At 72.2% G+C, this 22,570-nt stretch carries 28 protein-coding genes and 4 pseudogenes; 18 read left to right on the forward strand and 14 right to left on the reverse strand.

Going from position 1 to position 22,570, the window contains the following annotated elements:
- Positions 1–47 precede the first annotated feature (47 nt).
- The 8 genes and pseudogenes from BJF79_RS38810 (at position 48) to hypE (ending at position 6,131) form a co-directional block, all read left to right on the forward strand.
- On the forward strand, positions 48–1,853 hold the full coding sequence (locus BJF79_RS38810) for a nickel-dependent hydrogenase large subunit (RefSeq protein ID WP_075904865.1): 1,806 nt from the start codon (positions 48–50) through the stop codon (positions 1,851–1,853).
- Positions 1,846–2,475 (forward strand): NifU family protein, encoded by a 630-nt coding sequence (locus tag BJF79_RS38815; RefSeq protein ID WP_075904867.1) that lies wholly within the window; start codon positions 1,846–1,848, stop codon positions 2,473–2,475. Before BJF79_RS38810 ends, BJF79_RS38815 begins: the two co-directional genes overlap by 8 nt.
- Complete coding sequence (locus BJF79_RS38820) at positions 2,472–3,137, forward strand: DUF5947 family protein (RefSeq protein WP_075904869.1); 666 nt, start codon at positions 2,472–2,474, stop codon at positions 3,135–3,137. The genes BJF79_RS38815 and BJF79_RS38820 overlap by 4 nt, the downstream gene beginning before the upstream one ends.
- 7 nt (positions 3,138–3,144) lie before the next feature.
- Positions 3,145–3,354, forward strand: a complete 210-nt coding sequence (locus tag BJF79_RS38825) for a hypothetical protein (protein WP_075904871.1) — start codon at positions 3,145–3,147, stop codon at positions 3,352–3,354.
- 40 nt (positions 3,355–3,394) lie between these two features.
- Entirely contained in the window at positions 3,395–3,502 is a 108-nt protein-coding gene (locus BJF79_RS67815) for a DUF6893 family small protein (RefSeq protein WP_410050200.1), read from the forward strand.
- Between the two features lie 31 nt (positions 3,503–3,533).
- Positions 3,534–3,818 carry a HypC/HybG/HupF family hydrogenase formation chaperone gene (locus BJF79_RS38830; protein ID WP_075904873.1) on the forward strand — a complete coding sequence of 95 codons (285 nt, stop codon included), beginning with the start codon at positions 3,534–3,536 and terminating at the stop codon, positions 3,816–3,818.
- A 155-nt stretch (positions 3,819–3,973) separates the two neighbouring features.
- Positions 3,974–5,007, forward strand: a pseudogene (gene hypD / locus BJF79_RS38835) (hydrogenase formation protein HypD).
- A 26-nt stretch (positions 5,008–5,033) separates the two neighbouring features.
- Positions 5,034–6,131 carry a hydrogenase expression/formation protein HypE gene (gene hypE / locus BJF79_RS38840; RefSeq protein WP_075904931.1) on the forward strand — a complete coding sequence of 366 codons (1,098 nt, stop codon included), beginning with the start codon at positions 5,034–5,036 and terminating at the stop codon, positions 6,129–6,131.
- Positions 6,132–6,172: 41 nt separating this feature from the next.
- On the opposite strand, the pseudogene hypF reads toward hypE, so the two are convergent.
- The 8 genes and pseudogenes from hypF to BJF79_RS38875 form a co-directional block, all read right to left on the reverse strand.
- A pseudogene (gene hypF / locus BJF79_RS38845) lies at positions 6,173–8,513 on the reverse strand (carbamoyltransferase HypF).
- Between the two features lie 190 nt (positions 8,514–8,703).
- Positions 8,704–8,985 carry an SIS domain-containing protein gene (locus BJF79_RS63690; RefSeq protein ID WP_262403218.1) on the reverse strand — a complete coding sequence of 94 codons (282 nt, stop codon included), beginning with the start codon at positions 8,983–8,985 and terminating at the stop codon, positions 8,704–8,706.
- Entirely contained in the window at positions 8,880–9,185 is a 306-nt protein-coding gene (locus BJF79_RS63695) for a hypothetical protein (protein ID WP_262403219.1), read from the reverse strand. Before BJF79_RS63695 ends, BJF79_RS63690 begins: the two co-directional genes overlap by 106 nt.
- On the reverse strand, positions 9,182–9,439 hold the full coding sequence (locus BJF79_RS38855; RefSeq protein ID WP_075904936.1) for a HypC/HybG/HupF family hydrogenase formation chaperone: 258 nt from the start codon (positions 9,437–9,439) through the stop codon (positions 9,182–9,184). The genes BJF79_RS63695 and BJF79_RS38855 overlap by 4 nt, the downstream gene beginning before the upstream one ends.
- A complete protein-coding gene (locus BJF79_RS38860; RefSeq protein WP_143220784.1) occupies positions 9,436–10,041 on the reverse strand; it encodes an SIS domain-containing protein in 606 nt (201 codons plus the stop codon). Before BJF79_RS38860 ends, BJF79_RS38855 begins: the two co-directional genes overlap by 4 nt.
- A gap of 136 nt (positions 10,042–10,177) precedes the next feature.
- Positions 10,178–10,420, reverse strand: a pseudogene (locus tag BJF79_RS52140) (helix-turn-helix transcriptional regulator); the annotation flags it as partial.
- Between the two features lie 94 nt (positions 10,421–10,514).
- Complete coding sequence (locus BJF79_RS56495) at positions 10,515–11,246, reverse strand: hypothetical protein (RefSeq protein ID WP_075904875.1); 732 nt, start codon at positions 11,244–11,246, stop codon at positions 10,515–10,517.
- Positions 11,243–11,548 carry a putative quinol monooxygenase gene (locus BJF79_RS38875; protein ID WP_075904877.1) on the reverse strand — a complete coding sequence of 102 codons (306 nt, stop codon included), beginning with the start codon at positions 11,546–11,548 and terminating at the stop codon, positions 11,243–11,245. Before BJF79_RS38875 ends, BJF79_RS56495 begins: the two co-directional genes overlap by 4 nt.
- A gap of 63 nt (positions 11,549–11,611) precedes the next feature.
- Here BJF79_RS38875 and BJF79_RS38880 point away from each other — a divergent pair, with 63 nt between their 5' ends.
- The gene (locus tag BJF79_RS38880; RefSeq protein ID WP_075904879.1) at positions 11,612–11,962 is read left to right on the forward strand and encodes a MerR family transcriptional regulator; all 351 of its coding nucleotides are present in this window, start codon (positions 11,612–11,614) and stop codon (positions 11,960–11,962) included.
- On the opposite strand, the gene BJF79_RS38885 is transcribed toward BJF79_RS38880, so the two are convergent.
- Complete coding sequence (locus BJF79_RS38885) at positions 11,959–12,249, reverse strand: chorismate mutase (protein ID WP_075904881.1); 291 nt, start codon at positions 12,247–12,249, stop codon at positions 11,959–11,961. The genes BJF79_RS38880 and BJF79_RS38885 overlap by 4 nt on opposite strands.
- A gap of 19 nt (positions 12,250–12,268) precedes the next feature.
- Positions 12,269–12,982: an SDR family oxidoreductase gene (locus tag BJF79_RS38890; RefSeq protein WP_075904883.1), complete on the reverse strand. Its 714-nt coding sequence runs from the start codon at positions 12,980–12,982 to the stop codon at positions 12,269–12,271.
- 81 nt (positions 12,983–13,063) lie between these two features.
- Between BJF79_RS38890 and BJF79_RS38895 the strand changes: the two genes are divergently transcribed.
- The 6 genes from BJF79_RS38895 (at position 13,064) to BJF79_RS38920 (ending at position 17,739) form a co-directional block, all read left to right on the forward strand.
- Entirely contained in the window at positions 13,064–13,498 is a 435-nt protein-coding gene (locus tag BJF79_RS38895; protein ID WP_075904886.1) for a winged helix-turn-helix transcriptional regulator, read from the forward strand.
- Entirely contained in the window at positions 13,495–14,055 is a 561-nt protein-coding gene (locus BJF79_RS38900) for a TetR/AcrR family transcriptional regulator (RefSeq protein WP_316043526.1), read from the forward strand. Before BJF79_RS38895 ends, BJF79_RS38900 begins: the two co-directional genes overlap by 4 nt.
- 115 nt (positions 14,056–14,170) lie before the next feature.
- Complete coding sequence (locus tag BJF79_RS38905) at positions 14,171–14,779, forward strand: hypothetical protein (protein ID WP_262403215.1); 609 nt, start codon at positions 14,171–14,173, stop codon at positions 14,777–14,779.
- A 143-nt stretch (positions 14,780–14,922) separates the two neighbouring features.
- Complete coding sequence (locus BJF79_RS38910; protein ID WP_075904889.1) at positions 14,923–16,029, forward strand: ferritin-like domain-containing protein; 1,107 nt, start codon at positions 14,923–14,925, stop codon at positions 16,027–16,029.
- Between the two features lie 219 nt (positions 16,030–16,248).
- Positions 16,249–16,521 (forward strand): hypothetical protein, encoded by a 273-nt coding sequence (locus BJF79_RS38915; RefSeq protein ID WP_075904892.1) that lies wholly within the window; start codon positions 16,249–16,251, stop codon positions 16,519–16,521.
- Positions 16,522–17,076: 555 nt separating this feature from the next.
- Positions 17,077–17,739, forward strand: a complete 663-nt coding sequence (locus BJF79_RS38920) for a septal ring lytic transglycosylase RlpA family protein (RefSeq protein ID WP_262403216.1) — start codon at positions 17,077–17,079, stop codon at positions 17,737–17,739.
- A gap of 19 nt (positions 17,740–17,758) precedes the next feature.
- Here the strand turns inward: BJF79_RS38920 and BJF79_RS57575 are convergent, their stop codons facing one another.
- Together BJF79_RS57575 and BJF79_RS38930 are read right to left on the reverse strand one after the other, a co-directional pair.
- A complete protein-coding gene (locus tag BJF79_RS57575; protein WP_075904898.1) occupies positions 17,759–17,959 on the reverse strand; it encodes a hypothetical protein in 201 nt (66 codons plus the stop codon).
- A gap of 59 nt (positions 17,960–18,018) precedes the next feature.
- Entirely contained in the window at positions 18,019–18,669 is a 651-nt protein-coding gene (locus BJF79_RS38930; RefSeq protein ID WP_075904900.1) for a hypothetical protein, read from the reverse strand.
- 287 nt (positions 18,670–18,956) lie between these two features.
- On the opposite strand from BJF79_RS38930, the gene BJF79_RS38935 reads away from it, so the two are divergent.
- Both BJF79_RS38935 and BJF79_RS38940 read left to right on the forward strand, forming a co-directional pair.
- The gene (locus BJF79_RS38935) at positions 18,957–19,319 is read left to right on the forward strand and encodes a YkvA family protein (protein ID WP_075904903.1); all 363 of its coding nucleotides are present in this window, start codon (positions 18,957–18,959) and stop codon (positions 19,317–19,319) included.
- A gap of 297 nt (positions 19,320–19,616) precedes the next feature.
- Complete coding sequence (locus BJF79_RS38940; RefSeq protein ID WP_143220787.1) at positions 19,617–20,018, forward strand: hypothetical protein; 402 nt, start codon at positions 19,617–19,619, stop codon at positions 20,016–20,018.
- Positions 20,019–20,079: 61 nt separating this feature from the next.
- On the opposite strand, the gene BJF79_RS38945 is transcribed toward BJF79_RS38940, so the two are convergent.
- Positions 20,080–20,274: a hypothetical protein gene (locus BJF79_RS38945; RefSeq protein WP_075904908.1), complete on the reverse strand. Its 195-nt coding sequence runs from the start codon at positions 20,272–20,274 to the stop codon at positions 20,080–20,082.
- 39 nt (positions 20,275–20,313) lie between these two features.
- Positions 20,314–21,060, reverse strand: coding sequence for an IclR family transcriptional regulator (locus BJF79_RS38950; RefSeq protein WP_316043527.1), 747 nt, complete (start codon positions 21,058–21,060; stop codon positions 20,314–20,316).
- Positions 21,061–21,230: 170 nt separating this feature from the next.
- Here BJF79_RS38950 and BJF79_RS54520 point away from each other — a divergent pair.
- A pseudogene (locus BJF79_RS54520) lies at positions 21,231–22,570 on the forward strand (hypothetical protein); the annotation flags it as partial.

Below are 22,570 nucleotides of genomic sequence, written 5' to 3' on the forward strand. Positions count from 1 at the left end.
GACCCCGCGACCCCGGCCCCGCACCGGAACGGAGAGAGGAACGACCCATGGCGCACACCGCGCAGACGAAACCGGCGCCGGCCGGGACGACCGGATCCGAGCAGCTCGTCGAGATGTCCTGGGACCCGATCACCCGGATCATCGGCAACCTCGGCATCTACACCAAGATCGACTTCGCGAACCGGCGGGTGGCCGAGTGCCACAGCACGTCCTCGCTGTTCCGCGGCTACTCGGTGTTCATGAAGGGCAAGGACCCGCGCGACGCCGGGTTCATCACCAGCCGCATCTGCGGCATCTGCGGCGACAACCACACGACCTGCTCGGTGTACGCGCAGAACATGGCGTACGGGATCAAGACGCCGCCGCTGGGCGAGCTGATCCTCAACCTCGGCGAGGCCGCCGAGTACATGTTCGACCACACGATCTTCCAGGACAACCTCGTCTTCGTCGACTACTGCGAGGCGATGGTCAAGGACACCAACCCGAGCGTGCTGAAGCGGGCGCGCGAGACCGAGGCGCCGAACGCCGGAATCCACGGATACCGGACGATCGGCGACATCATGGCCGCGTTCAACCCGTTCGAGGGCGCCCTCTACAAGGAGGCCCTCAAGGTCAGCCGCGTCACCCGCGAGATGTTCTGCCTGATGGAGGGACGGCACGTCCACCCGTCCACCGTCTATCCGGGCGGCGTCGGGACGATGCCGGAACCGACCCTGTTCACCGACTACCTGAGCCGGCTGATCGGCGTCGTCGACTTCGTCAAGCGGGCCGTCGCGATGAACGACGACGTGTTCGACTTCTTCTACGAGGCCCTGCCGGGATACGAGGAGGTCGGCCGCCGCCGCGTCCTGCTCGGCTGCTGGGGCGCGTTCCAGAACCCCGAGGTCGTCGACTACCGGTACGAGACGATGGAGCGCTGGGGCCGCTCGATGTACGTGACGCCCGGCGTCGTCGTGGACGGCGAACTGCTGACCACGAACCTCGTCGACATCAACCTCGGCATCCGCATCCTGCTCGGCAGCTCCTACTACGACGACTGGGTGAACGAGGACCCGTTCGTCACCCACGACCCGCTCGGCAACCCGGTCGACATGCGGCACCCGTGGAACCAGACGACGCTGCCCGCCCCGCAGAAGCGCGACTTCGACGACAAGTACAGCTGGGTGATGAGCCCCCGCTGGTTCGACAAGACCAGCGGCGAGCACCTCGCGCTCGACACCGGCGGCGGCCCGTACGCGCGGCTCTACACGACCGCGCTCGCCGGGCTCGTCGACGCCCCGTACGTGAAGTCGACCGGCCGCAGCGTGCAGATCTCCCTGCCGAAGGGCGAGTCGCTGCCGGAGACGACCCTCGAATGGAAGATCCCGCCGTGGTCGAACGCCATCGAGCGGAACCGGGCGCGCGTGTACTTCGTCGCGTACGCGGCCGCGATGGCCGTCCAGTTCGTGGAGGAGGCGCTGCAGCGCGTCCGGGCCGGGGACACGAAGGTGTTCGAGAACTTCGACGTCCCGGACGAGGCGATCGGCTGCGGCTTCCACGAGGCGGTCCGCGGCGTCCTGTCCCACCACATGGTGATCAAGGACGGGAAGATCGCGAACTACCACCCGTACCCGCCGACGCCGTGGAACGGCAGCCCGCGCGACAGTTTCGGCACGCCCGGCCCGTACGAGGACGCCGTCCAGGACATGCCGATCTTCGAGGAGAACGGCCCGGACGACTTCCGCGGCGTCGACATCATGCGGGCCGTCCGCAGCTTCGACCCGTGCCTGCCGTGCGGCGTCCACATGTACCTGGGCAAGGGCAAGAAGCTCGAGAAGCTGCACTCGCCGATGTTCGGCGCGACCCATGGCTGAGAACCGGCCGGACGACCGGCGCCTCGGCGAGGGGGACGTCGCCGAGCGGCTCACCCGCATCGAGGAGGCGCTCGCCGCGCTGGAGCGGACGCCCGGACGGACCGCCGAGAGCGCCCTCGACACGGTCGCGACGCTCGCCGAGGTCTACGGCGAGGCGCTGGCCCGCGTCATGGACCGCGCCGCGCACGACGCCCGGCTCGTCTCCGCGCTCACCGACGACGACCTCGTCGGGCATCTCCTCGCGCTCCACGACGTGCACCCCGCACCCGTCGAGGAGCGGGTGGCGCGCGCGCTGAACGACATCCGGGAGCAGCTCGGTTCGCACGGCGCGGACGTCGAACTCGACGGGATCGAGAACGGCGTCGCGCGCGTCCGGCTGCCGGACGGTGCGGGCGGCGGGGGCTGCGGGACGTGCGGGTCCGCGAACGCCGGGGGCGGCGCGGGCGTCGAGGAAGCGGTCCGCGACGCGGTGCTGGGCGTCGCGCCCGAACTGACGGCGATGGAGCCGGTGCGCGCACCGTCCGGACGCTCGGCGGGTGCGGGCGGTGCGGATGGTTCGGGTGGATCGGGTGGTTCGGGAGCGTTCGTCCCGGTCGAGTCGCTGTTCCGGGGCATGTCGTGACCGCGCTGGAGCGGCTCGTCGCCCGCGCCGCCGCGCGCGGCGCGGACGCCGTCGAACGCTGCGACCTGTGCGCCGAGCCCGTCCCGGACGACCACGGCGGCGGGCACGCGCACGTCCTCGACGAGCGCGGCACCGGCCTGCTGTGCGCGTGCCGCGCGTGCGCCCTGCTGTTCGAGCGCGACGCGGCGGGCCGCGACGCCGAAGGCCGCGGCCACTTCCGGCTGGTGCCGGGCCGCCGCCTCCGGCTCCCCGACCTGCCCGTGGACGACCTGGGCGTCCCGGTCGGGCTCGCGTTCTTCGTGCGGCACGAGGACGGCGAGGTGACCGCGCACTACCCGAGTCCCGGGGGCGCCACCCGCTGCGACGTCGACGCCGCCGCGTGGAAGACCGTCGCCGAACGGTGCGAGCCGCTGCGGACGATGGTGCCCGACGTCGAGGCGCTGCTCGTCCACACCGGCAGGTCCGCACCGGGCGAGGCCGCGGCGGGCGGGGTCGCCGACCAGCGGTGGATCGTGCCGATCGACGAGTGCTACCGGCTCGTCGCCGCCGTCCGGCTGTCGTGGAAGGGGCTGTCCGGCGGCAAGGACGTGTGGCCGGAGATCGAACGCTTCTTCGTGGAACTGGGCGCGCGCGCGGGGAACGCCCGGCCGAGAAGGGAGTGACCTGACCATGGCCGAGATCAAGGTGGGCAAGCCCCACGTGAAACCGGACACGCCGTCGCACACCAAGGGCGTGCGCCAGGGCAATGCGAAGGGCAACTACAAGAAGCAGCCCGGCCACCACGAGGACGGTACGGCGGACGCGCGGCGCTCGACCGGGATCAGCGCGAAGAAGCGCAACGCGATCCTGCCGATCATGCCGAACCTGCCGCCCGGCTGACCCGAAGCACCACCACAGAACCGACCGAAAGGGAATCGACATGCGCATTTGGAAGATCGCCGCCGCCGTTGCGGGCCTCGCCTTCTTCGCCCTCCTGGTGAAGGAGTACCCGGCGATGAAGCGCTACATCAAGATGGAGCGCATGTGAGCGCTGCCGCCCGGAGCGGAGGACGTCCCTGATGTGCCTGGGCATTCCCGGGGAGATCGTCGAGCTGCCGCAGGACGGGACGGACGTCGCGAAGGTCGAGGTCGTCGGGGTGCGCCGCGCCGTGAACGTCGGGTTGCTCGACGAGGAACGGCTGCACCTCGGCGACTGGGTGCTCGTGCACGTCGGCTTCGCCATGTCGAAGATCGACGAGGCGGAGGCCGCGGCGACCCTCGAACTCCTGCGCGGCCTGGGCGAGGCGTACGACGACGAACTGGACGCGCTCAGCCGCTCGGACATCGACCTGGACCGGAACTGACCCGGAACCGACCTCGGAACTGACCCCGGAACTGACCCCGGAACGGAAAGGCGCGACCATTGCGGTTCGTCGACGAGTACCGCGACGCGGAGCGGGCCCAGGCGCTGTCCGCGCGCATCGCCGCCCTGTGCGAGCCGGGGCGGCACTACAAGTTCATGGAGGTGTGCGGGGGGCACACCCACACGATCTACAAGCACGGGCTGGAGGACTACCTGCCCGAGACGGTGCAGCTCGTGCACGGGCCGGGGTGCCCGGTGTGCGTGATCCCGATGGGGCGGGTGGACGACGCCATCGCGATCGCCCGCGCGGACCCGGACGTCGTCCTGACCTCGTTCGGCGACATGATGCGCGTTCCGGGCGGCACCGGGTCGTTCCTGGACGCGAAGGCCGCGGGCGCGACGTCCGGATGGTGTACTCGCCGCTCGACGCGCTCAAGATCGCGAAGCGGAACCCGGACCGCCGGGTCGTGTTCATGGCGATCGGGTTCGAGACGACCGCGCCGTCGACCGCGATGACCGTGCTGCGCGCGGCGGCCGAGGGCATCGGCAACTTCTCCGTCTTCTGCAACCACGTGACGATCATTCCGGGCATCAAGGCGATCCTGGACTCGCCCGACCTGCGGCTCGACGGGTTCCTCGGCCCCGGTCACGTCTCGACGGTGATCGGCTGCCGTCCGTACGAGTTCATCGCCGCCGACTACGGGAAGCCGCTGGTGTGCGCGGGGTTCGAGCCGCTCGACGTCCTGCAGTCGGTCCACATGCTCCTGGAGCAACTGGACGAGGGACGCAGCGAGGTCGAGAACCAGTACGCCCGGGTCGTCCCGTGGGACGGCAACCCGCGCGCGCTTGAGGCGATCGGGAAGGTCATGGAGCTGCGGCCGTACTTCGAGTGGCGCGGCCTCGGTTTCATCTCGCACTCGGCGCTGCGGATGCGCGACGAGTACGCGGCCTTCGACGCGGAGCGGATCTTCGACCTGCCGGGCGTGCGCGTCGCCGACCCGAAGGCGTGCCAGTGCGGCGAGGTGCTGAAGGGCGTCCTGAAGCCGTGGGAGTGCAAGGTCTTCGGGACGGCCTGCACGCCGGAGACGCCGATCGGGACGTGCATGGTGTCGTCCGAGGGGGCGTGCGCCGCGTACTACAACTTCGGCCGGTTCACGCGGGAGCGCGTGAGGGAGGCGACGCGCGCATGAAGACGGACGACGCGACGACCGAACCGATGACTCCGCACCAGACGCGGGAGGAGCAGGTCCTAGAGCGCATCGAGCGCGCGCGCCGGCGGAAGCCGCGCGTGAAAGAGGAACGGGTGACGCTGGCCCACGGGGCTGGGGGCAAGGCCACGCAGACGCTCGTCGAGGCCCTGTTCGTGGAGGCGTTCCGTAACCCTGCACTGGAGACGCTCGATGACGGTGCCGTCCTGTCCGTCGACGGGGGACGGCTGGTCTTCACCACCGACTCGCACGTGGTCTCGCCCCTGTTCTTCCCGGGCGGCGACATCGGTGAGCTGGCGGTGAACGGGACGGTCAACGACCTCGCCGTGTGCGGGGCGCGGCCCCTGTACCTTTCGGCCGGGTTCGTCCTCGAAGAGGGCTTCCCGGTGGACGATCTGCGCCGCATCGTCGCGTCCATGGCGGACGCGGCGGCACGCGCGGGCGTCTCGGTCGTCACCGGGGACACGAAGGTCGTGGAGCGGGGCAAGGCCGACGGGTGCTTCATCACGACGTCCGGTATCGGCGTCCTCGACGGCGCGGCGCTCGACGGCGCGGCGCTCGGTGCGTCGGCCGTCCGTCCGGGTGACGCGGTCCTGGTGTCGGGCCCGATCGGGGACCACGGCGTCACCGTCATGCTGGCGCGCGGAGAACTCGACTTCGAAGCCGACCTGACGTCCGACACGGCAGCCCTGCACGGGATCACCGCAGCACTGCTCGACGCGGTGCCCGGCGGTGTCCGGATGATGCGGGACGCGACGCGCGGCGGGGTCGCGACGGTGCTGAACGAGATCGCGCAGGCGTCCGGGCTCGGCGTCGTGCTGGACGAGGCGGCGGTACCGGTGCGCCCGGCGGTCGCGGGCGCGTGCGAACTGCTCGGCATCGAGCCGCTGTACGTGGCGTGCGAGGGACGGTTCGTCGCGGTCGTGGCCGGGGACCGGGCGGACGCGGCGCTCGCCGCGCTGCGCGGCCACCCGCTCGGCGCGGACGCCGCGATCGTCGGGACCGTCCGGGACGATCCGCCCGGTCTGGTGCTGCTCCGGACGGCGTTCGGCGGCACCCGCATCGCCGACATGCTCGTGGGCGACCCGCTGCCCCGCATCTGCTGAGCCGCCGCCCCGCCCCCGCCGGATACTCGCCCGGGACACGGTCAGGAAGCGGCCGCGTCCCGGGCGGACCTGTCCCGCGCGGCGGCGACGACCGCCTGGCCGAGCGCGACGCCGCCGTCGTTCGGCGGGACGTGCGAGTGCGTCAGCACCCGGAACCCGGAGTCCTCCAGCCCGGACACGACGCGTTCCAGCAGCAGGACGTTCTGGAAGACGCCGCCCGACAGCGCGACGGTCTCCAGGCCGGTGCGGTCGCGCAGCAGCCGGACCGCGCGGACGACCGCCCACGCCAGCCCGTTGTGGAAGCGGGCGGAGATCGTGCCCGCGCCGCGTCCCGCGACGGCGTCCTCGGCCGCCGCCCGCACCAGGTCCGCGCCCCGGATCACGAGGTCGCCGGTCACGGTCGCGCGGTAGGCGGCGCGCTCGTGCGGTCGCGGCCTGCTGCAGCCCGATCGCCGCCTGCCCCTCGTACCCGGCCGTGTCGCGGACGTCCGCGATCGCCGCGACCGCGTCGAACAGCCGTCCCGCGCTGGAGGTGAGCGGCGCGTTCGTGCTCGAACCGGCCGCCGCGGAACGGGCCATCGCGGACCGGGCCATCGCGGCGACCGCCGGCCAGCGTTCGCGGTTGCGCCGGACGACGCCGAGCCACGGCGCGTTCTCGCCGAACGCCGCCGTCAGGTAGGCCGCCGCCATCCGCCACGGCTCCCGGACGGCCGCCGCGCCGCCCGGCATCGGCACCGCCTCCAGGTGCCCGGCGCGCCGGTACCCGGCGAGGTCCGCGACCAGCAGTTCGCCGCCCCACAGCGTCCCGTCGTCGCCGTAGCCGAGCCCGTCGAACGCGACGCCGATGACCGGGCCGTCCGTCCCGTTGTCGGCGAGGCACGACGCGATGTGCGCGTGGTGGTGCTGGACGCCTACGAGTTCGACACCGTCGTCGCGTTCGAGCGCGTACTTGGTCGACAGGTACTCCGGGTGGAGGTCGTGCACCACGACCTCTGGCCGCACCCCGAACAACCGGCAGAAATGCTCGATGCCGTCCTGGTACGACCGCAAGGTCTCGTAGTTCTCCAGGTCGCCGATGTGGTGCGAAAGGAAAGCGTGGTGCGCGCGCGCCACACAGAAGGTGTTCTTCAACTCCGCGCCGCACGCGAGGACGGGACGCGGGAACTCCCACGGCGTCCGCAGCGGCGACGGGACGAACCCGCGCGAGCGCCGCACCGGCAGCGCCCGTCCGCGGAAGGACCGGACGACCGAGTCGTCGGCCCGCGTCTCGATGCGGCGATCGTGCCCCACGAACCCGTCGGCGATCCCGGCGAGCCGCGCCAGGGCCTCGTCGTCGCCCGTCACGATCGGCTCGTCCGACACGTTCCCGCTGGTCAGCACGATCGGACGGGCGAGCCGTGCGGCGAGCAGATGGTGCAGGGGCGTGTACGGAAGCAGCACGCCCAGCTCGCGGTTCCCGGGCGCGACGGCGGCGGCGACGCGCGCGCCGTGCCGCCGCTCGGCGAGCACGATCGGCGGCGCCGGGGAGGCGAGCAGCGCCTCGGCGGCCGCGACGGCGTGGACGAGCCGCGCGGGCCGCGGCCGGATCGGCGCCATGACCGCGAACGGCTTGTGCTCGCGGTGCTTGCGGGCGCGCAGCCGCGCCACCGCGTCCTCGTGGTCGGCGAGCGCCGCCAGGTGGTACCCGCCGAGGCCCTTGACCGCGACGATCCGGCCGTCCAGCAGCCACCGCGCGGCCGTCTCGACCGGATCGCCGGGCACCCGCCGCCCGTCCGCGCCGACCGCCCGCAGCTCGGGCCCGCACTCCGGGCAGCACACGGGCTGGGCGTGGAACCGGCGGTCGCGCTCGTCCGTGTACTCGCGGGCGCACGCGCCGCACATCGCGAACGGGGCCATCGTCGTGTTGCACCGGTCGTACGGGACGTTCCGGACGATCGTGAACCGCGGCCCGCAGCGCGTGCAGTTCGTGAACGCGTACCCGTGCCGCCGCCCGTCCGGGTCGCGCAGCTCCGCGAGGCAGTCGGCGCAGGTCGCGGTGTCGGGCGAGACGAGCGCGGCGGGCGTCGCGGCCGCGTCGCTCGGCACGATCCGGAACCCCCGCTCGCCGAGCGGCGGCAGCGACTCGGTGACGACCCGCTCCACGACCGCCGCCGCCGGCGCCCGTCCCCCGAGGTCGCCGACGAACCGGGCCAGCGCCGACGCGTTCCCCTCGACCTCCGCGAACACCCCGGACGCGTCATTGCCCACGAACCCCGACAACCCGTACGTCCCGGCCAGCTCGTGCACGAACGGCCGGAACCCGACCCCCTGCACGATCCCCTCGACGCGGATCCGGACCCGCTCGCGTTCCCGCTCCCGCTCCCGTTCGCCGTCCACGCTCACGCGTTCACCTCACACTCGACCGCCCTGCAATCGTCCGGACAGGGCCATCTGCAGCAGCTCCCACAACACGTGATAGACGGTCGTCTGCGCCTCCTGGATACGGTGCACGACGCCGACGGCACCGTGAACAGGTGGTCCACCAAGCCCGGCTCGGCCATCCCGCCGCCGCCGTACCCGGCGAACCCGACCGTCACCATCCCCGCCCGGGACGCCTCCTCGACGCCCGCAGCACGTTCGCCGAACCGCCGCTCGTCGAGAACCCCACCGCGACGTCCCCCCGGCGGCCGAACGCCGCGACCTGCCGCGCGAACACCACCTCGAACCCGACGTCGTTCGACAGCGCCGTCAGCGCGGCGACGTCCCCGGTCAGGCAGGTCGCCGGGACGGTACGGGCACCGTGCGGCGGCCGCATGCACAACTGCGCGAGGTCCTGCGCGTCCGTGCAGCTCCCGCCGTTGCCGAACGCGAACAGCCGTCCCCCGCCGTGACGGACGCCGCGATCCGCCGCGCGCACGTCACCAGCCCGTCCGCCGTCCCCTCGGCCAGCGACTCCCGCAGCCCGACGATCTCGCCCGCCTTCTCCTCGGTGGACCGGCGGACCTCCGTCAGCACAGCGTCGAGGTCCGACCCGCCCTCGTACAGGAACGGGTACAGCGTCTCGATCCCGCTCACGGCGTCCCCCCGTACGGCGTTCCCCCGGGCGTTCCCTCGCTCCGCTCCACCGCGATGGCCTCCTTGGCGTGCACCAGCACGACGTCGCCGACCCGCGCGTCGACCAGCGCCACGCTCACCTCCTCCTGCCCCGCCCCGGTGTCGACGAGCGCGAGCCCGTCGCCGAGCAGTTCGCGCACCCGCACCGGCACGGCGGCGTCCGAGCAGGTGACGCAGACGTCGTCATGGCACTCCGGCACGTCCCCCGCGCTCACCGGGCCGTCTCCCGCCGCAACGTCCCCGGATGCTCGAAGAAGACGTGCACCAGCTCCCACAGCACGTGGTAGACGGTCACGTGCACCTCCTTGGCGACGAGCGGATCGGCCGTCCGCGCCCGCAGCACGTGGTCGGCGTCCCGGCCGACGTCGCCGTCCGCGCCGGTCAGCGCGACCGTCAGCAGCCCCATCTCGGCGGCAGCCGCCAGCCCCCGCCGCACGCTCGCGCACGGCCCGCCGGCCGACAGGCCGAGCGCGATGTCGTCCGGCCCGGCCAGCGTCCGCAGCTGCGCCGCGTACACCTCGTCGAACCCCTCCGCGCGCGCGATCGCCGTCAGCGTCGCGACGTCCCCGGTCAGCGCGAACGCGGGCAGCGCCCGCTTGCCGACCACCACCGGATGCACGAACTCGACCGCCACGTGCTGCGCGTCCGTGCACGCGGCGCCGTCGCCGAACACGATCAGCCGCCCGCCCGCGTGGAACCGCACCGCCATCGCGTGGCAGGCCCGCGCGATCGCCTCCGCGTCGCCCGCGACGGCCCGGCCCGGCTCCGTCCGCCGGTCGAACGCCTCCCGGACGGCCGCCCGCGCCGTCACGTCCACGACACGGCCCGCGGCTCGCGTGGGCGCCCGGCGCCGGGGCCGCCGTCGCCCGCGCGGCCGAACTCCAGCGGGCCAGGAACGAGGCGATCACCTCGCCGAGGTGCGCGAGCTTCGGCGCCCACGCCTCCAGGTCGGCGACGCCCTTGTCGGTCAGTTCGTAGCGGCGGCGCGCGGGTCCCGCCTCCGAGGGCACCCACGTCGACACGACGAGCCGCGCGCGTTCCATTCCGCGCAGCACCCGGTAGGCGTGGCCCGGCTCCACGTCCGACACTCCGAGGCAGGACAACCGGTCGATGAGGTCGTATCCGTGTCCGGGCCGTTCGTAGATCAGGAGCAGCAGATAGGGATGGAGGAGGCTGCGCGCCTCACAACCGTTCATGGCGCACTCCTCACCGATGCCACGCGGATGATCTTGCCTGCGCCTGGTCCGGTACCCGGGGCCCGGTACGGAAAACCCCAGTGTAATCACACGATCACATGAGGTGACCGGGGTTGAGGAGGCCGTCGGTCTCGGCCAGGAGTCCCAGCGGTTCCTCGTCGTCCGTCCGCTCGAACGCGGTCCGGACGGCGGCGGCCGCGGGGCCGCCGGTCAGCCACCCGACGACGACCGCGGCGCCGTCCTCCGCGAATCCGCCGCCGAGCCGTGGACGGCCGTTCGGCCGGTGCAGCTCGTTCGTCGCGAACTCGTGCAGGTGCCGCACGGCCGGTTCGTCCGCGCGCGCCGTCGCGTTCCCCCATTCCCGCAGGTACGGGGCGAGGTCGATGCCGGTGGCGGCGAGCGCGCGCAGCGCCGCCCCGATGCCCGGACGCGCCGGGAACCGCGCGAGCGTCCGCGTCCAGAACCCCGCGAGGAACGCCGCGACCGCGTCCGCCTCCGGCCAGTCGCGCCACCCGGCCCGGGCGAGTTTGCCGAACACGATCTCGGTGTCCGGCCAGACGAACGCGTCCGCGGCGGCCAGTTCGAGCAGGCGCGGCGCGAAGTACCGGACGTCCTCCGGCCCGCCCCACGTGTTCAGCGCCTTCGCCGCGAACCGGGACAGGTCGTCGGCGCCGAGCGAGCGCGGCGGCCGGGACAGCAGCCGCCGCCCCTCGTCCGGTTCGACGCAGCACGGGCACCCCTCCACCGCACCCGGACGCGGCACCCCGGCGAACGCCGCGTACAGCTCCGCGTACGGGTCCGGGTCCGGGGCCGGGTCTGGGCTCATGCGGGATAGGGGCTGATCATCGTGTCGAAGTGGCCGTCCACGGGCTCTGCCAGGTAGTCGTCGATGTTCGCCAGGAACTCGCGCAGCGGCGGGTACTCGTTGTGCCGGTCGAGATCCTCCTGCGACCGCCACACCTCGTAGAGGAAGAGCCGCCCGTCCTCGTGCTCGTGCAGGTGGTATTGGAGGTTGCCCTCTTCCCGCCGCGTAGGCTCCACGAGCGACGACAGTAGCCGCTTGACGTCGTCCGCGCGCTCGGGCTTGGGTCGGAGGAAGCCGTACAGGGAGATCGGTGTTGTGTTCATGGCACGAACGTAAAAGGTGCCATCCATGTGAGGTTCAAGTCGTTTCCGTGTGGGGTGGGACACATGAAGATCGGTGAGCTGTCACGTCGGACGGGCGTGAGCGTGCGCTTGCTGCGCTACTACGAGGAGCAGGGCCTCCTGACGTCCCGCCGCTCGCCCGGCGGCCACCGCGGCTACGCCGACGACGCGCCCGACACCGTCGGGCGCATCCGCTCGCTCCTCGCCGCGGGCCTGCCCACCCGGACGATCCGCGACCTCATGCCCTGCTGGGACGGCGCCGCGCTGCAGTCCTGCGTCACCGGGCACCTCCAGGACCACCTGGACGACCTCGACACGCGCATCGCCGAACTGCAGCGCGCGCGCACGTCCCTGCACGGTTTCCTCACGGACTCCGCGGGGACGCCCGCCGGCTAAGCGCCGTCGAGCCCGGCCTCGCCGAGTTCGAGCTCGATGAACGCGCCGACCATCGCGCGCCACACCGCCTCGGCGACGTCGGGCGACAGGCCCGCGTCCGCCGCGCGCGACCGGGCCAGCGCGACGACCCGCTCGACGCGGTCGGGCGCGCGCACCGACCGTTCGTCCGTCTTGAACGCGGCGGCGGCCCGCACCAGCGCCTGCCGGTCGGCGAGCAGCCGGACGAGCGCGCCGTCGATGCCGTCGATGCGGGCCCGCACGTCGGCGAGCGATTCGGGGGCGTCCATCCGACGAGCATCCCACCCGTCAGGGCGCCGCGAGGACGCGGAAACCGGCGTCGACCGGGATGCGGACGCCGGTCACGGCGGGCAGCCCGCCGTCCACCACCGACGCGATCACCTTCGCGACGTCGTCCGGCTCGATCATGCGGCCGAGGACGGACCGGTCGGCGAGCGCCGCCTCGATCTCGGGCGTGCGCGCGGCGGCCGACCCGTCGGTGCGGACCCCGGCCGGTGCGACCACGTTGACCGTGACCGGGCTCGCCTCGGCCGCGACATGCCGGGCGAACGTGTCCAGCGCGGCCTTCGCGGTGGCGTGCGCGGCGGCCCCCGGGCGGGTGACCTCGGCGCTCAGGCTGGACACGTAGACGATCCGCCCGTGCGGGGGCATCTCCCGCAGCACGGCCTGCGTCAGGTGGTAGACGGCGGCGAGTTCGCCCTCCACCTTGCCGATGAACGTCTCCCACGGCATCGACGCGAGCGGCCCGAACGGCGGGGCGATGTTGGCGTTGCAGACCAGGACGTCCACCGGGCCGCACGCCGCGAGCAGCTCCGCGACCCGCGCCGGATCGCGGACGTCGGCGCGCAGCGCCGTCCCGCCGGTGTCGGCGGCGACGGCCTCGGCCGCGGCGGCGTCGCGGTGGTAGTTGACGGCGATCCGGTATCCGCGGCGGGCGAGTTCCCTGGCGGTGGCGGCGCCGATGCCGCGTCCGGCGCCGGTGATGAGCGCGAGTGGTTCCATGGCGGTAACGGTAGGAAACAAGCTAACTTTGGGGAAGTACGTACCTTCACGTAAGCCCATGACGGAACGGTAGGAGACCAGGTGGACGACGTCTTCCGGCGGGACTGTCCCGCACGGGTGGTCCTCGACCACGTGACGGGCCGCTGGGGCGTGCTCGTCCTGACCGCGCTCCACGGCGGTGACCTGCGATTCTTCGAGTTGCGGAACCGGATCGAAGGGATCAGCGAGAAGATGCTGTCCCAGACGCTGCGCACGCTCGTCCGGGACGGCCTGGTCCGGCGGACCGTCGAGCCGACCGTGCCGCCCCGGGTGACGTACGGGCTGACGGATCTCGGCCGCGGCATCGGCGGACCGCTGCGCGGACTGACCGGCTGGATCAAGGGGCACGCGGCCGAGATCGTCGCGGCGCAGGACGCCCACGATCGCGCGGCCGCGAACACCGGTGGGGACGCCGGCGCGAATCCGCAGGCCGCTTCGGCTCCGGGGCGGCGGAATGGGGGGACAATGGCAGGGTGACCGAGATCCGCACACCGCTCCGCCGCCGTCCCGCCCAGCGCCGCAGTGCCGAACGCGTACAGCGGATGCTGGACGCCTGTGCGGAGATCCTCGACGAGGACGGCTACGACGGGCTGACCACCACGCGGATCGCGCAGCGCGCCGAGGTGGCGATCGGCTCGGTGTACCAGTTCTTCCCCGACAAACGGGCCGTCGCGCAGGCCCTCGCGCAACGCAACCTGGAGGAGTTCGGGCGGCGGATCTCCGCGCGGCTCACCACGGGCGGCTTCGCCGACTGGTCCGACACGGTCGGCGCGATCATCGACATCTTCGTGGAGATGCACCGGACCGTCCCGGGGTTCCGGGTGCTGCGGTTCGGGGACGTCGCCGACGTGCATCTGCTCGACTCCGACGCCGACAACAACGCGGTGGTCGCCGACCGGATCCGCGAGCTGATCGTGGACACCTTCGGCGTGCGCGACACCCCGGAGCTGGCGACCGCGCTGGCCATCGCGGTCGAGGCCGGGGACGCGGTGCTGAAGCTGGCGTTCCGGCGCGCCCGGACGGCGACCCGATGATCGTCGCGGAGGCCGAGCGGCTCATCCACGGGTACCTCGCCGCGCACATCCGGGAGTCCTGAAGCGGGGCGGCGGGCTATGGCAGACTCCCGGGCCTAACGTTGAAAAGGGACGGGTGGTTCCGGTGGACGACGAGCGGTTCCAGGCGCAGACGCGGCTGCTGATCCGGCAGCGGATCCGGCTGATGGTGAACCAGTACGAGGTGCACGCCGAGGCACCGGACGGTTCCGAGGGCGAACTGCTCGCGTTCGCCCAGCAGAAGCGCATGGCGTTCAAGGAGCAGGTCACGCTCTACTCGGACGACTCCAAGACCACGCCGATCCTCGGGTTCAAGGCGCGCAAGCGCATCGACCTGGCCTCGGCGTACGACATCACCGACGGGCACGGACGCCCGATCGGGATGTTCCGCAAGGACTTCAAGAAGTCGCTGCTCGCCTCCACCTGGCACCTGGAGCAGCCGGGGCTCGGCGTGGCGACCGGCAGCGAGCGCAACAAGGCGGTCGCGCTGGTGCGGCGGGTGTGGCAGTTCGTCCCGTTCGTGGACGCGATCCCGTTCGCGTGGCCGTACCACTTCGACTTCCACGCGGGCGACCAGGTCGTTTTCTCGGTGGAGAAGAAGATCGGGATCCGCGACCGGTACGTGGTCGACATCAAGGACCCGCGCCTAGACCGCCGCCTGGTCATCGCCCAGGCCGTCGCGCTCGACGCCCTCCAGTCGCGGTAACGGGGGCTCGCCCGGGCGGCTCGCTTTGGGCCGGGGGTATAGATCTCCCCCCGCTTTACATGTTACGAAGGCATGTAAAGCGGTGGGCGGAACAGACCCCAGCGCCGCGACGGTGCGGCGCGTCCCCCTAGGAGGATCCCCCGGTGACTTCCCACGACTTCTACACCGAGCCCGTCTCCACGGACACGTGGAACGTACCTATGGCGGGCGACACCCGGTTCACCTGGGAGTACGACGAAGGCCGCGACCGGCTGCTGAACCTGTACCAGAAGGGCAAGGACAAGCAGTGGGACGCGCAGAAGCGCATCGACTGGGACCTCGAAGTCGATCCCATCAACGTCGCGGGCCTGCCGGAGAACTTCAACCCCCTGTTCGGCTCCGACATCTGGGACAAGATGACCCAGAAGGAGAAGGACGAGTTCGGCCGGCACCAGAGCTCGTGGCTGTTCAGCCAGTTCCTGCACGGTGAGCAGGGCGCGCTGAACGTGTCCGCGCGGATCGTCCAGTCCGTCCCGGACCTCGACTCCAAGTTCTACGCCGCGACCCAGACGATGGACGAGGCGCGGCACGTCGAGCTGTACGGCAAGTTCGTGCACGAGAAGATCGGGATGTACTACCCGATCAACCAGGACCTCGCGAAACTGCTAGCGGAGTCGCTCGAAGACAGCCGCTGGGACCTGCCCTACCTCGGCATGCAGGTGCTCATCGAGGGCCTCGCCCTGGCCGCGTTCGGGCTGTACCGCGACATGTCGACCAACCCGCTCGTCAAGCAGCTGCTCGCGTACGTCATGCAGGACGAGGCGCGGCACGTCGCGTTCGGGCGGCTCGCGCTCAAGGACTACTACGCCGAGCTCACCGAGAAGGAGCGGGCCGAGCGCGAGGAATTCGTCGTCGAGGGCTGCTACCTGATGCGCGACCGGTTCAAGGCGCGCGAGGTGTTCGAACAGCTCGACCTGCCGATGGACAAATGCATGGAGTACGTCGACAACTCCGACATGTACACGCTGTACCAGTCGCTGCTGTTCAGCCGGATCGTCCCGTGCGTCCGGGACGTCGGCCTGTGGGGCGACAAGGTGCAGAAGGCGTACGCGGACATGGGCGTCCTCGACAATGCCAAGGCCGATCTCGAAGCGCTGATGAAGCAGGACGAGGAGATCGCCGAGCAGGTCGACGAGCAGCGCTACGCCACCGAACTGGCCGGGCGCAAGCAGGAGGTGGACGACGCCATCACGCTCGGCGCGACGGACTGAGCGGACGCCCGAAAAGGCGGGGGCGGCGCGCAACGCCCCCGCTTAGGGCGGAATGTCGATGATCCCTTTCGTGGATCATTATGGTCTTCCTAAACTCACCGCGCGATTCCCCCGTGATTTCCTTCCCGGTGTACTAGCGTGCCCGTTCGACGGTGCGCCGCATCGGCGGACGCACGAACGTCAAAGGGTCGAACATCCGACAATTCCCGGGGGGAAACAATGAAGCGGTCCGCCAACCGGCTGTCCCGTGCCTTCGTCATCGCGGCGTCCGCCGCCGTCGCCGTGTCGGCGGCGGCCCTGCCCGCCCGCGCGGCCGGGGCCGTCGTGCCTCCGGTGCCGCCCGCGCCCGTCCACGGCAAGGCCCCGACGACCGAGCAGGCGCTCGTCGGGCACGTGAGCGAGACGCTCACCGGCCTCGGCGACAAGCTCTCCGAGGGCCGGGTCGCCGAGGTGCTGAAGGCGGAGGAAGCGCCGTCCGGCAAGACGAACTGAAGCGGCGGCACCCGGCGTCCCGCGGGCCCCGCGAACCTCCGCGGGACGCTGCCGTCCGCCCGTTATATGCCCGAGATCATCTTCTCTATGCGGAGTAAAGACGATCTTGAAATGGGGTCACCCGCTGAAGTCGATCGACTTCCGACGGGCAAAGTAGTGGTGACAAAGAACACAAACATCGGCGTACGGTCTTGATCAGGGCGAGACGCCACGTACGGTCATGGACTTGTGCGGCAACAGCGAGATCCAAAGTGAAAAAAGTACTCCGCCGGACCTGCGCGATGATGATCGGGAACCTGCCCGGCACGACGTCGCGAGGCCGGTGAACTCGCACCGCCGCACCTGCCGGACGCCACTTCCGCATTGACGCGGACGCGCCGTGGAACGCGCGGGCACGGGCGTGCAGACGCCCGTAGAAGGCGCGGACATCGGGGACGCACACGTCGCCTGAACGCGCCACAGCACGGCGGCGCGAACCGCCGGGCGTCCGGGGTCCTGTCCCCGAACAAAGGATTGCCCGTGCGTGGCAAGCGTGCTCGTGTACGCATACCTGAGGTGCGCATCCGCACCCTTCTGATCATTTCCGGGGCGGCCATGGCCGTCCTCACGGCGGGCGCGTTCGCGTTCGTCAAGGCCGGCGCCCCGGCGGGCGCGGCAACGGCGGCGCAAGGACTGCCGCAGACCGAACCGTCCGAACCGTCTGCACCGCCCGGCGGGCAGCGTCCCGCTCCGAGCGGGACGCCGGAGAAGTCACCGCAGCCGAAGAAGGCGCCACCGAAGCACGACGACGAGCCGGACGCCGTGGCGGCGCGGATCGCACCGCCGGAACCGAAGAAGACCGAGAAGCCCCGTTCGAGCGGCTCGGGCGGCTCGAACGAGTCGGGCGGTTCGGGAGAATCCGGCGAGTCGGGCGGTTCGGAGAAGGTCCTCGACTCGGGCTCCTGCAAGGCGTCCTTCTACGGCGAGGGCCAGATGACGGCAAGCGGCGAGTCGTTCGACCCGAGCGAGCTGACGGCGGCGCACAAGACGCTGCCGTTCGACTCCAAGGTCCGCGTCACCAACAAGAGCAACGGCGAGTCGGTCGTCGTGCGCATCAACGACCGCGGCCCGTACTCGGGCGGCCGCTGCCTGGACCTGTCCGAAGCGGCGATGGAGGACATCGGCGGCACCTCCGCCGGCGTCGTCTCCGTCCGCTACGAGGTCCTCTCGCGCGGCTGACTCCGGCCGCTCGCGACGGTCAGCTCAAACCGCTCGCGGCCTTGTCGCGTTCCACCACGTCGCCCCGGGCGTCGTCGGGCCGTGCGCCCGCCGCGTCCGCGTCGTCGGTCACGGCGAGCCGGTCCCGGAACCAGTCCGACAGGACGCCGTCCACCCGGACGGCCTCGGTGATCGGCGGGCGCGCCTCGGTGCCGGGTTCGGCGGCGAGCGCGTGGCCCATCCGGAACGTGACGGTCTCGGCCGCGGCGCCGTGCCGCCGCAGCGCGTCGCGCAGCGCGGTCAGCTCGCGGGACGGGACGACGCGGTCCTTCCCGCCGCCGACCAGTAGCAGTTCGCCCGCCCCGGCCGCGATGTCGGCGCGCGGGCGCCGAGGGCGAGCCGGTCGGCGAGCGCCACCGACGCGTCCGTCCAGGCCCGGTCGCGGCCCGCGCGCTTCTCCACGGCCCGCGCCGCCCGGACGGCGCGACGACCGGCGCGAACGCGCGGCCGCACCGACCGGAACGTCCCCTGCGCGCCGCCGCCGAGCAGCGCAGCCGCACCGCCCGTACTGAACCCCGCGAGCGCGACGGGCCCCTCCGGCACGTCCAGGTCGCGCCGCAGCACCTCGACGACCTCCGGGAGCGCCGCGGCGGCCCGTTCGACCGCGGCCCCGTAGAGTTCGATGCCGGCGTCGTCCAGGATCGACCCGCTGCCCAGCCCGCCGGGGAGCTGCGCGGGCAGGTCGAGGTAGACGCGCCACACCGGCACGCCCGTCAGCGGGACCGATGCCGCCATCGCCTCCGCCGTCCGCGGCGGGTCGAACCCCGGCCAGATCACCATCAACCGGGTCGGACCGGACGCGACCGCGTCGACGGCGGTCGGGGGCAGTGCGAGGTACGGACCGCCTGCGGCGGTGCCGTGCACGGGCCGGTTCGGACGATCGCCGCTCATGTGCGTCAGCTCCCTGCGGTGCTCTGCGGGCGGTGCCGGTCGCGTCGATGGGGAGCGGGCGCACCTCCCGTGACCCCATGCTCGCAGCGCGTGGCCGGACGTGCGGCCGAATTACCCGACTTTGACTTTCGGAGTGACGAACACCTCACCCGCGGTCACAGAATCTCCGGTGAGGCCCGGGTCACAGCGGATCCGGGGGAACAAAACCGTCAGACACCACGTCATAGGTAAACGCGGGCGCCGCGGGGGCGCGCCCGCACCGCACATCCCACCCGAGGAGAGCGCCAGTGGACGGAAAGCGCCGCGCGGCCGCCGCCGGTCAAGCCTGGCAGATCTACAGCGAGACGCTCGACCCCCAGACCCCGGGGCTCTGGGAACGCACCCGCGCCGTACCGCGGATGATCAAGGCCGTGCTCCGCGGCGACTACAAGGGCATGTCCTACAAGACGCTCGGCCTGCTCGGCCTCGGCCTCATCTACATCGTCTCCCCGATCGACGCCATCCCCGAGATCCTGCTCGGGATCGGCCTCATCGACGACGCGGGCGTCGCGCTCTGGCTCGGCGCGTCGCTCGTCAAGGCCGCGGGCGACTACGTCGCCTGGGAACGCGGCGGCCGCCCCCACGTCGTCGTCGGCGAACCCGTCGACTGACCCTCCCCGCCACGGGCCCGCCGCCGGACGTCCCGTTCACCGGGAGTCCCCGAACGGTGCCACCTCGACCACCCCTGCGGCGGGCCGCCGGGCCCGCGCGGCGCCGGTACTTCGAGATCGCCGAGGGTTGTGCTTGGAGCAGCCGACGATCGCGCGGCTGCTGACCCGCTAGCGCGGTCGCAGCTACGCTGGCCGCCGTACGGTGTGCACGGACGTTCCGTTTGTCCGGGTAGGTGAGTGCTGGTGCCAGGTTCATCGGCGGATACGGCCGACCAGACGCCTTATATCGAGGAGGCGGTGCGAGGGCTGGTGCGGGTGGCGCCGGAACACTGGTCACAGCTGACGTTCACGGTCAGGTCGACCGTCGACCGCGGCTCCCAGTTCCTGGAGGTGCGGCTCGCCGACGGGAGCACCACGACCGCGTTCGCGCCGATCAGCGTCGCCGACGCCATGGACGACCTGCGCCATGCGATGTACGTGCCGGGTGCGGGAACGTGGTTCACCGCCACCCTCACGGTAGAGCGGTCGTTGTCGCGTTCGATCGAGTTCGACTACGACTCCGAGCCAGAGTTCGTGCCGCCGGTTTCTCCGGGCAGTTTCGCGCTCGACCAGGAGTACTTTCCCCGCGATCAGGACCACCTTCCCGGGTGGCTCCAAGCGAAGCTGGCCGAGGCCGGTGCCACCGGACAGGCCGAGTGAGAGGAAGCACACCGACCGGTACCAGGGCCTGGGCGCGCCCGGGGGTCTCCCGACACGGCACTCACGCCTCGACCGGTCCCTCACCGACCGCCGCGAGCAGCATGACCTCGAACTCCGCGTCGGCCTGCCCGATCGCGACGGCGAGCCACCGCCCGTCCGGACACCGCCACACGAGCATGCCGCCGACGACGCCGCACAGGAAACCCTGCGGATCCGGGACCGGTGTCTCCGCCATGAGGAAGGGCGTCAGGTCCACCTCGCGGGGATCGCCCCAGCGCTCGATGTTCTCGCCCGGTCAATCGACCGGGCCCAGTTCGCGTGTGAAGCGCTCGGCGGCGTCCAGCATGATCGGCACGACGTCCGGGACGATCTCGCGCGTCAGCCGCCCGGACGGGCCCGACACCGACAGCGCGGTCAACGTGGGCGCGCCCTTCAACGGCACCGCCACGCACCGGACGCCCACCTCCTGCTCCTCCTCGTCCAGCGCGTAACCCCGCTCCCGGACGCGCCCCAGTTCGGCGACCAGGGACTCCGCGTCGGTGAACGTGTTCGGCGTGTGCGCCGCCATGCCCGTCCGGCCGAGGATCTCCCGCACCTTCGGCTCCGGCAACTGCGACAGCAGCGCCTTCCCCACGCCCGTGCAGTGCGGCTGCACCCGCCGCCCCACCTCGGTGAACATCCGCATCGAATGCCGCGACGGGACCTGCGCGACGTACACGGCCTCGTCCCCCTCCAGGACCGCCATGTTCGCCGTCTCGCCGACCTCGTCCACCAGCCGCGACAGCACCGGACCCGCCCACGAGCCCAGCAGCCGGCCCGCGCCCTCGCCCAGCCGGATCAGCCGCGGCCCCAGCGCGTACCGCTTCGACGGCTCCTGGCGCACGTACCCTCGGTTGACGAGCGTCCGCATCAGCCGGTAGATCGTCGGCATCGGCAGCCCGGACACCTCCGTCAGCTCCGACAGCGCCATCTCGCCGCCCGCGTCCGCGAGATGCTCCAGCAACTCGAACGCGCGCTCCAGCGACCGCACGGCCTCCGCCACCCGGCGTCTCCTCTCCTCGCGAACCCCGCCCATTCTACGGAAACTTCATTTCGCCTTGCGAAAGATGATCGCGGCGGGAGTGAAGCACGTTACTCCTGGCAATAACCCTCTACGTCCGGCGCCGTGCCGCCGACCCCCCGAAGGCCGAGAAGGAGCAAGAAGGGGGATCGGTGGGGAAGACGCGCTGGATCGCGCTCGTGGCGGCCACCGCGCTGCCGCTGGCACTCGCCGTCCCGAGCGCGCGCGCGGGCTCGGACGTCCGCCTGCACACCGAGGTCACCGCCCGCGGCGGCGAGATCTACGGCGACCAGCACGCGATGACGTACACGGTGCGCGTCCACGCCACCGGCGGCACCGCGACGGGCACCGCCCTCCGGCTCACCGCCGACCGCCCCGCGTTCTGGTCCCCCCTCGACTGGAAGTGCGCCACCGCCGGCCTGCAGGAACTCCGCTGCGACCTGGGCGACGTCGGCGAACGGCCCCGGACCCGGAGCGCGAGCCTGCAGATCCCCGTCGCGTCCGCCCGGGACCGCCTCACCGTCGAGGTCGTCGCCACCGCGGAGAACACCCCACCCGAAACCACCCGAGCCGTCATCGACCCGACGGGCCGCTGCACCGCCGCGCCCCCGTCCGGCCGGACGCCCGCCCCCGGCCCCACCGGCACCTCGGCATCGGCCCCGTGCCCCAAGGGGCCGCCGCCGTGGTGCGACGAAGCCTCACCCTCGCCCCGACCCGAAGCCCCAGGCCCCGGGGCGCCGAGCGGCTCCGGAGCGTCGAGCAACGTCGGCTCGGAAGCGTCGGACGGCGCCGATGCACCGGGACCCGGGTCGACGAGCGGCTCTAAGACGTCCGGCGGGGGCGATGGGCACGACGGCGCTGGGGGCGACACGCCGGGTTCCGGAGCTTCGAGTGGTTCTGAGGCGTCCGGCGCGGGTGGCGAGCATGACGGCGCGGCCAGCCCGAGTGGCGGAGGCTCGGACGGCGTCGGCGCTCCGGGACCCGAGGCGTCCGGCGCGGGAGGTTCGGGTGACGAGTCGCCCGCTGGTGCCGGGACGACGGACGGCGCCGGAGGCCCGGAGAGCGAGTGCGACCCCGGCGACGGCCACGACGGCGGGGCCTCGGGCGGTGCCGGTGAAGGCGGAACGCCGACCGGCGATTCGTCCGGGCACGGCGGGACGAATGGTGGTTCGTCCGGCGCGGGCGGGGAGGGGGCGCCGTCCGGGAACGGGGAGGCGACGCCGAGCGGTGGTTCCACTGGAAATGGTGGGGCGAACAGCGGCAGTGGCCCGTCCGGCGGCGGCTCGGGGTCGAGCCCGACGCCGGGCGGCGGCTCGTCCGGACATAGCGGGACGAATGGCGGTTCCCCTGGTGGGGGTGGCAATGGGACGCCGTCCGGGGGGGCGTCCGGTGGTGGGGAGGCGACGCCGGGCGGTGGTCCCACTGGGCATGGTGGGGCGAGTGGTGGCAGTGGCCCGTCCGGTGGTGGCCCGTCCGGTGGTGGTGGGACGAC

Origin of the sequence: Actinomadura sp. CNU-125 (assembly GCF_001942465.1) — a bacterium.
In the GTDB taxonomy this organism is placed as follows: Bacteria; Actinomycetota; Actinomycetes; order Streptosporangiales; family Streptosporangiaceae; genus Spirillospora.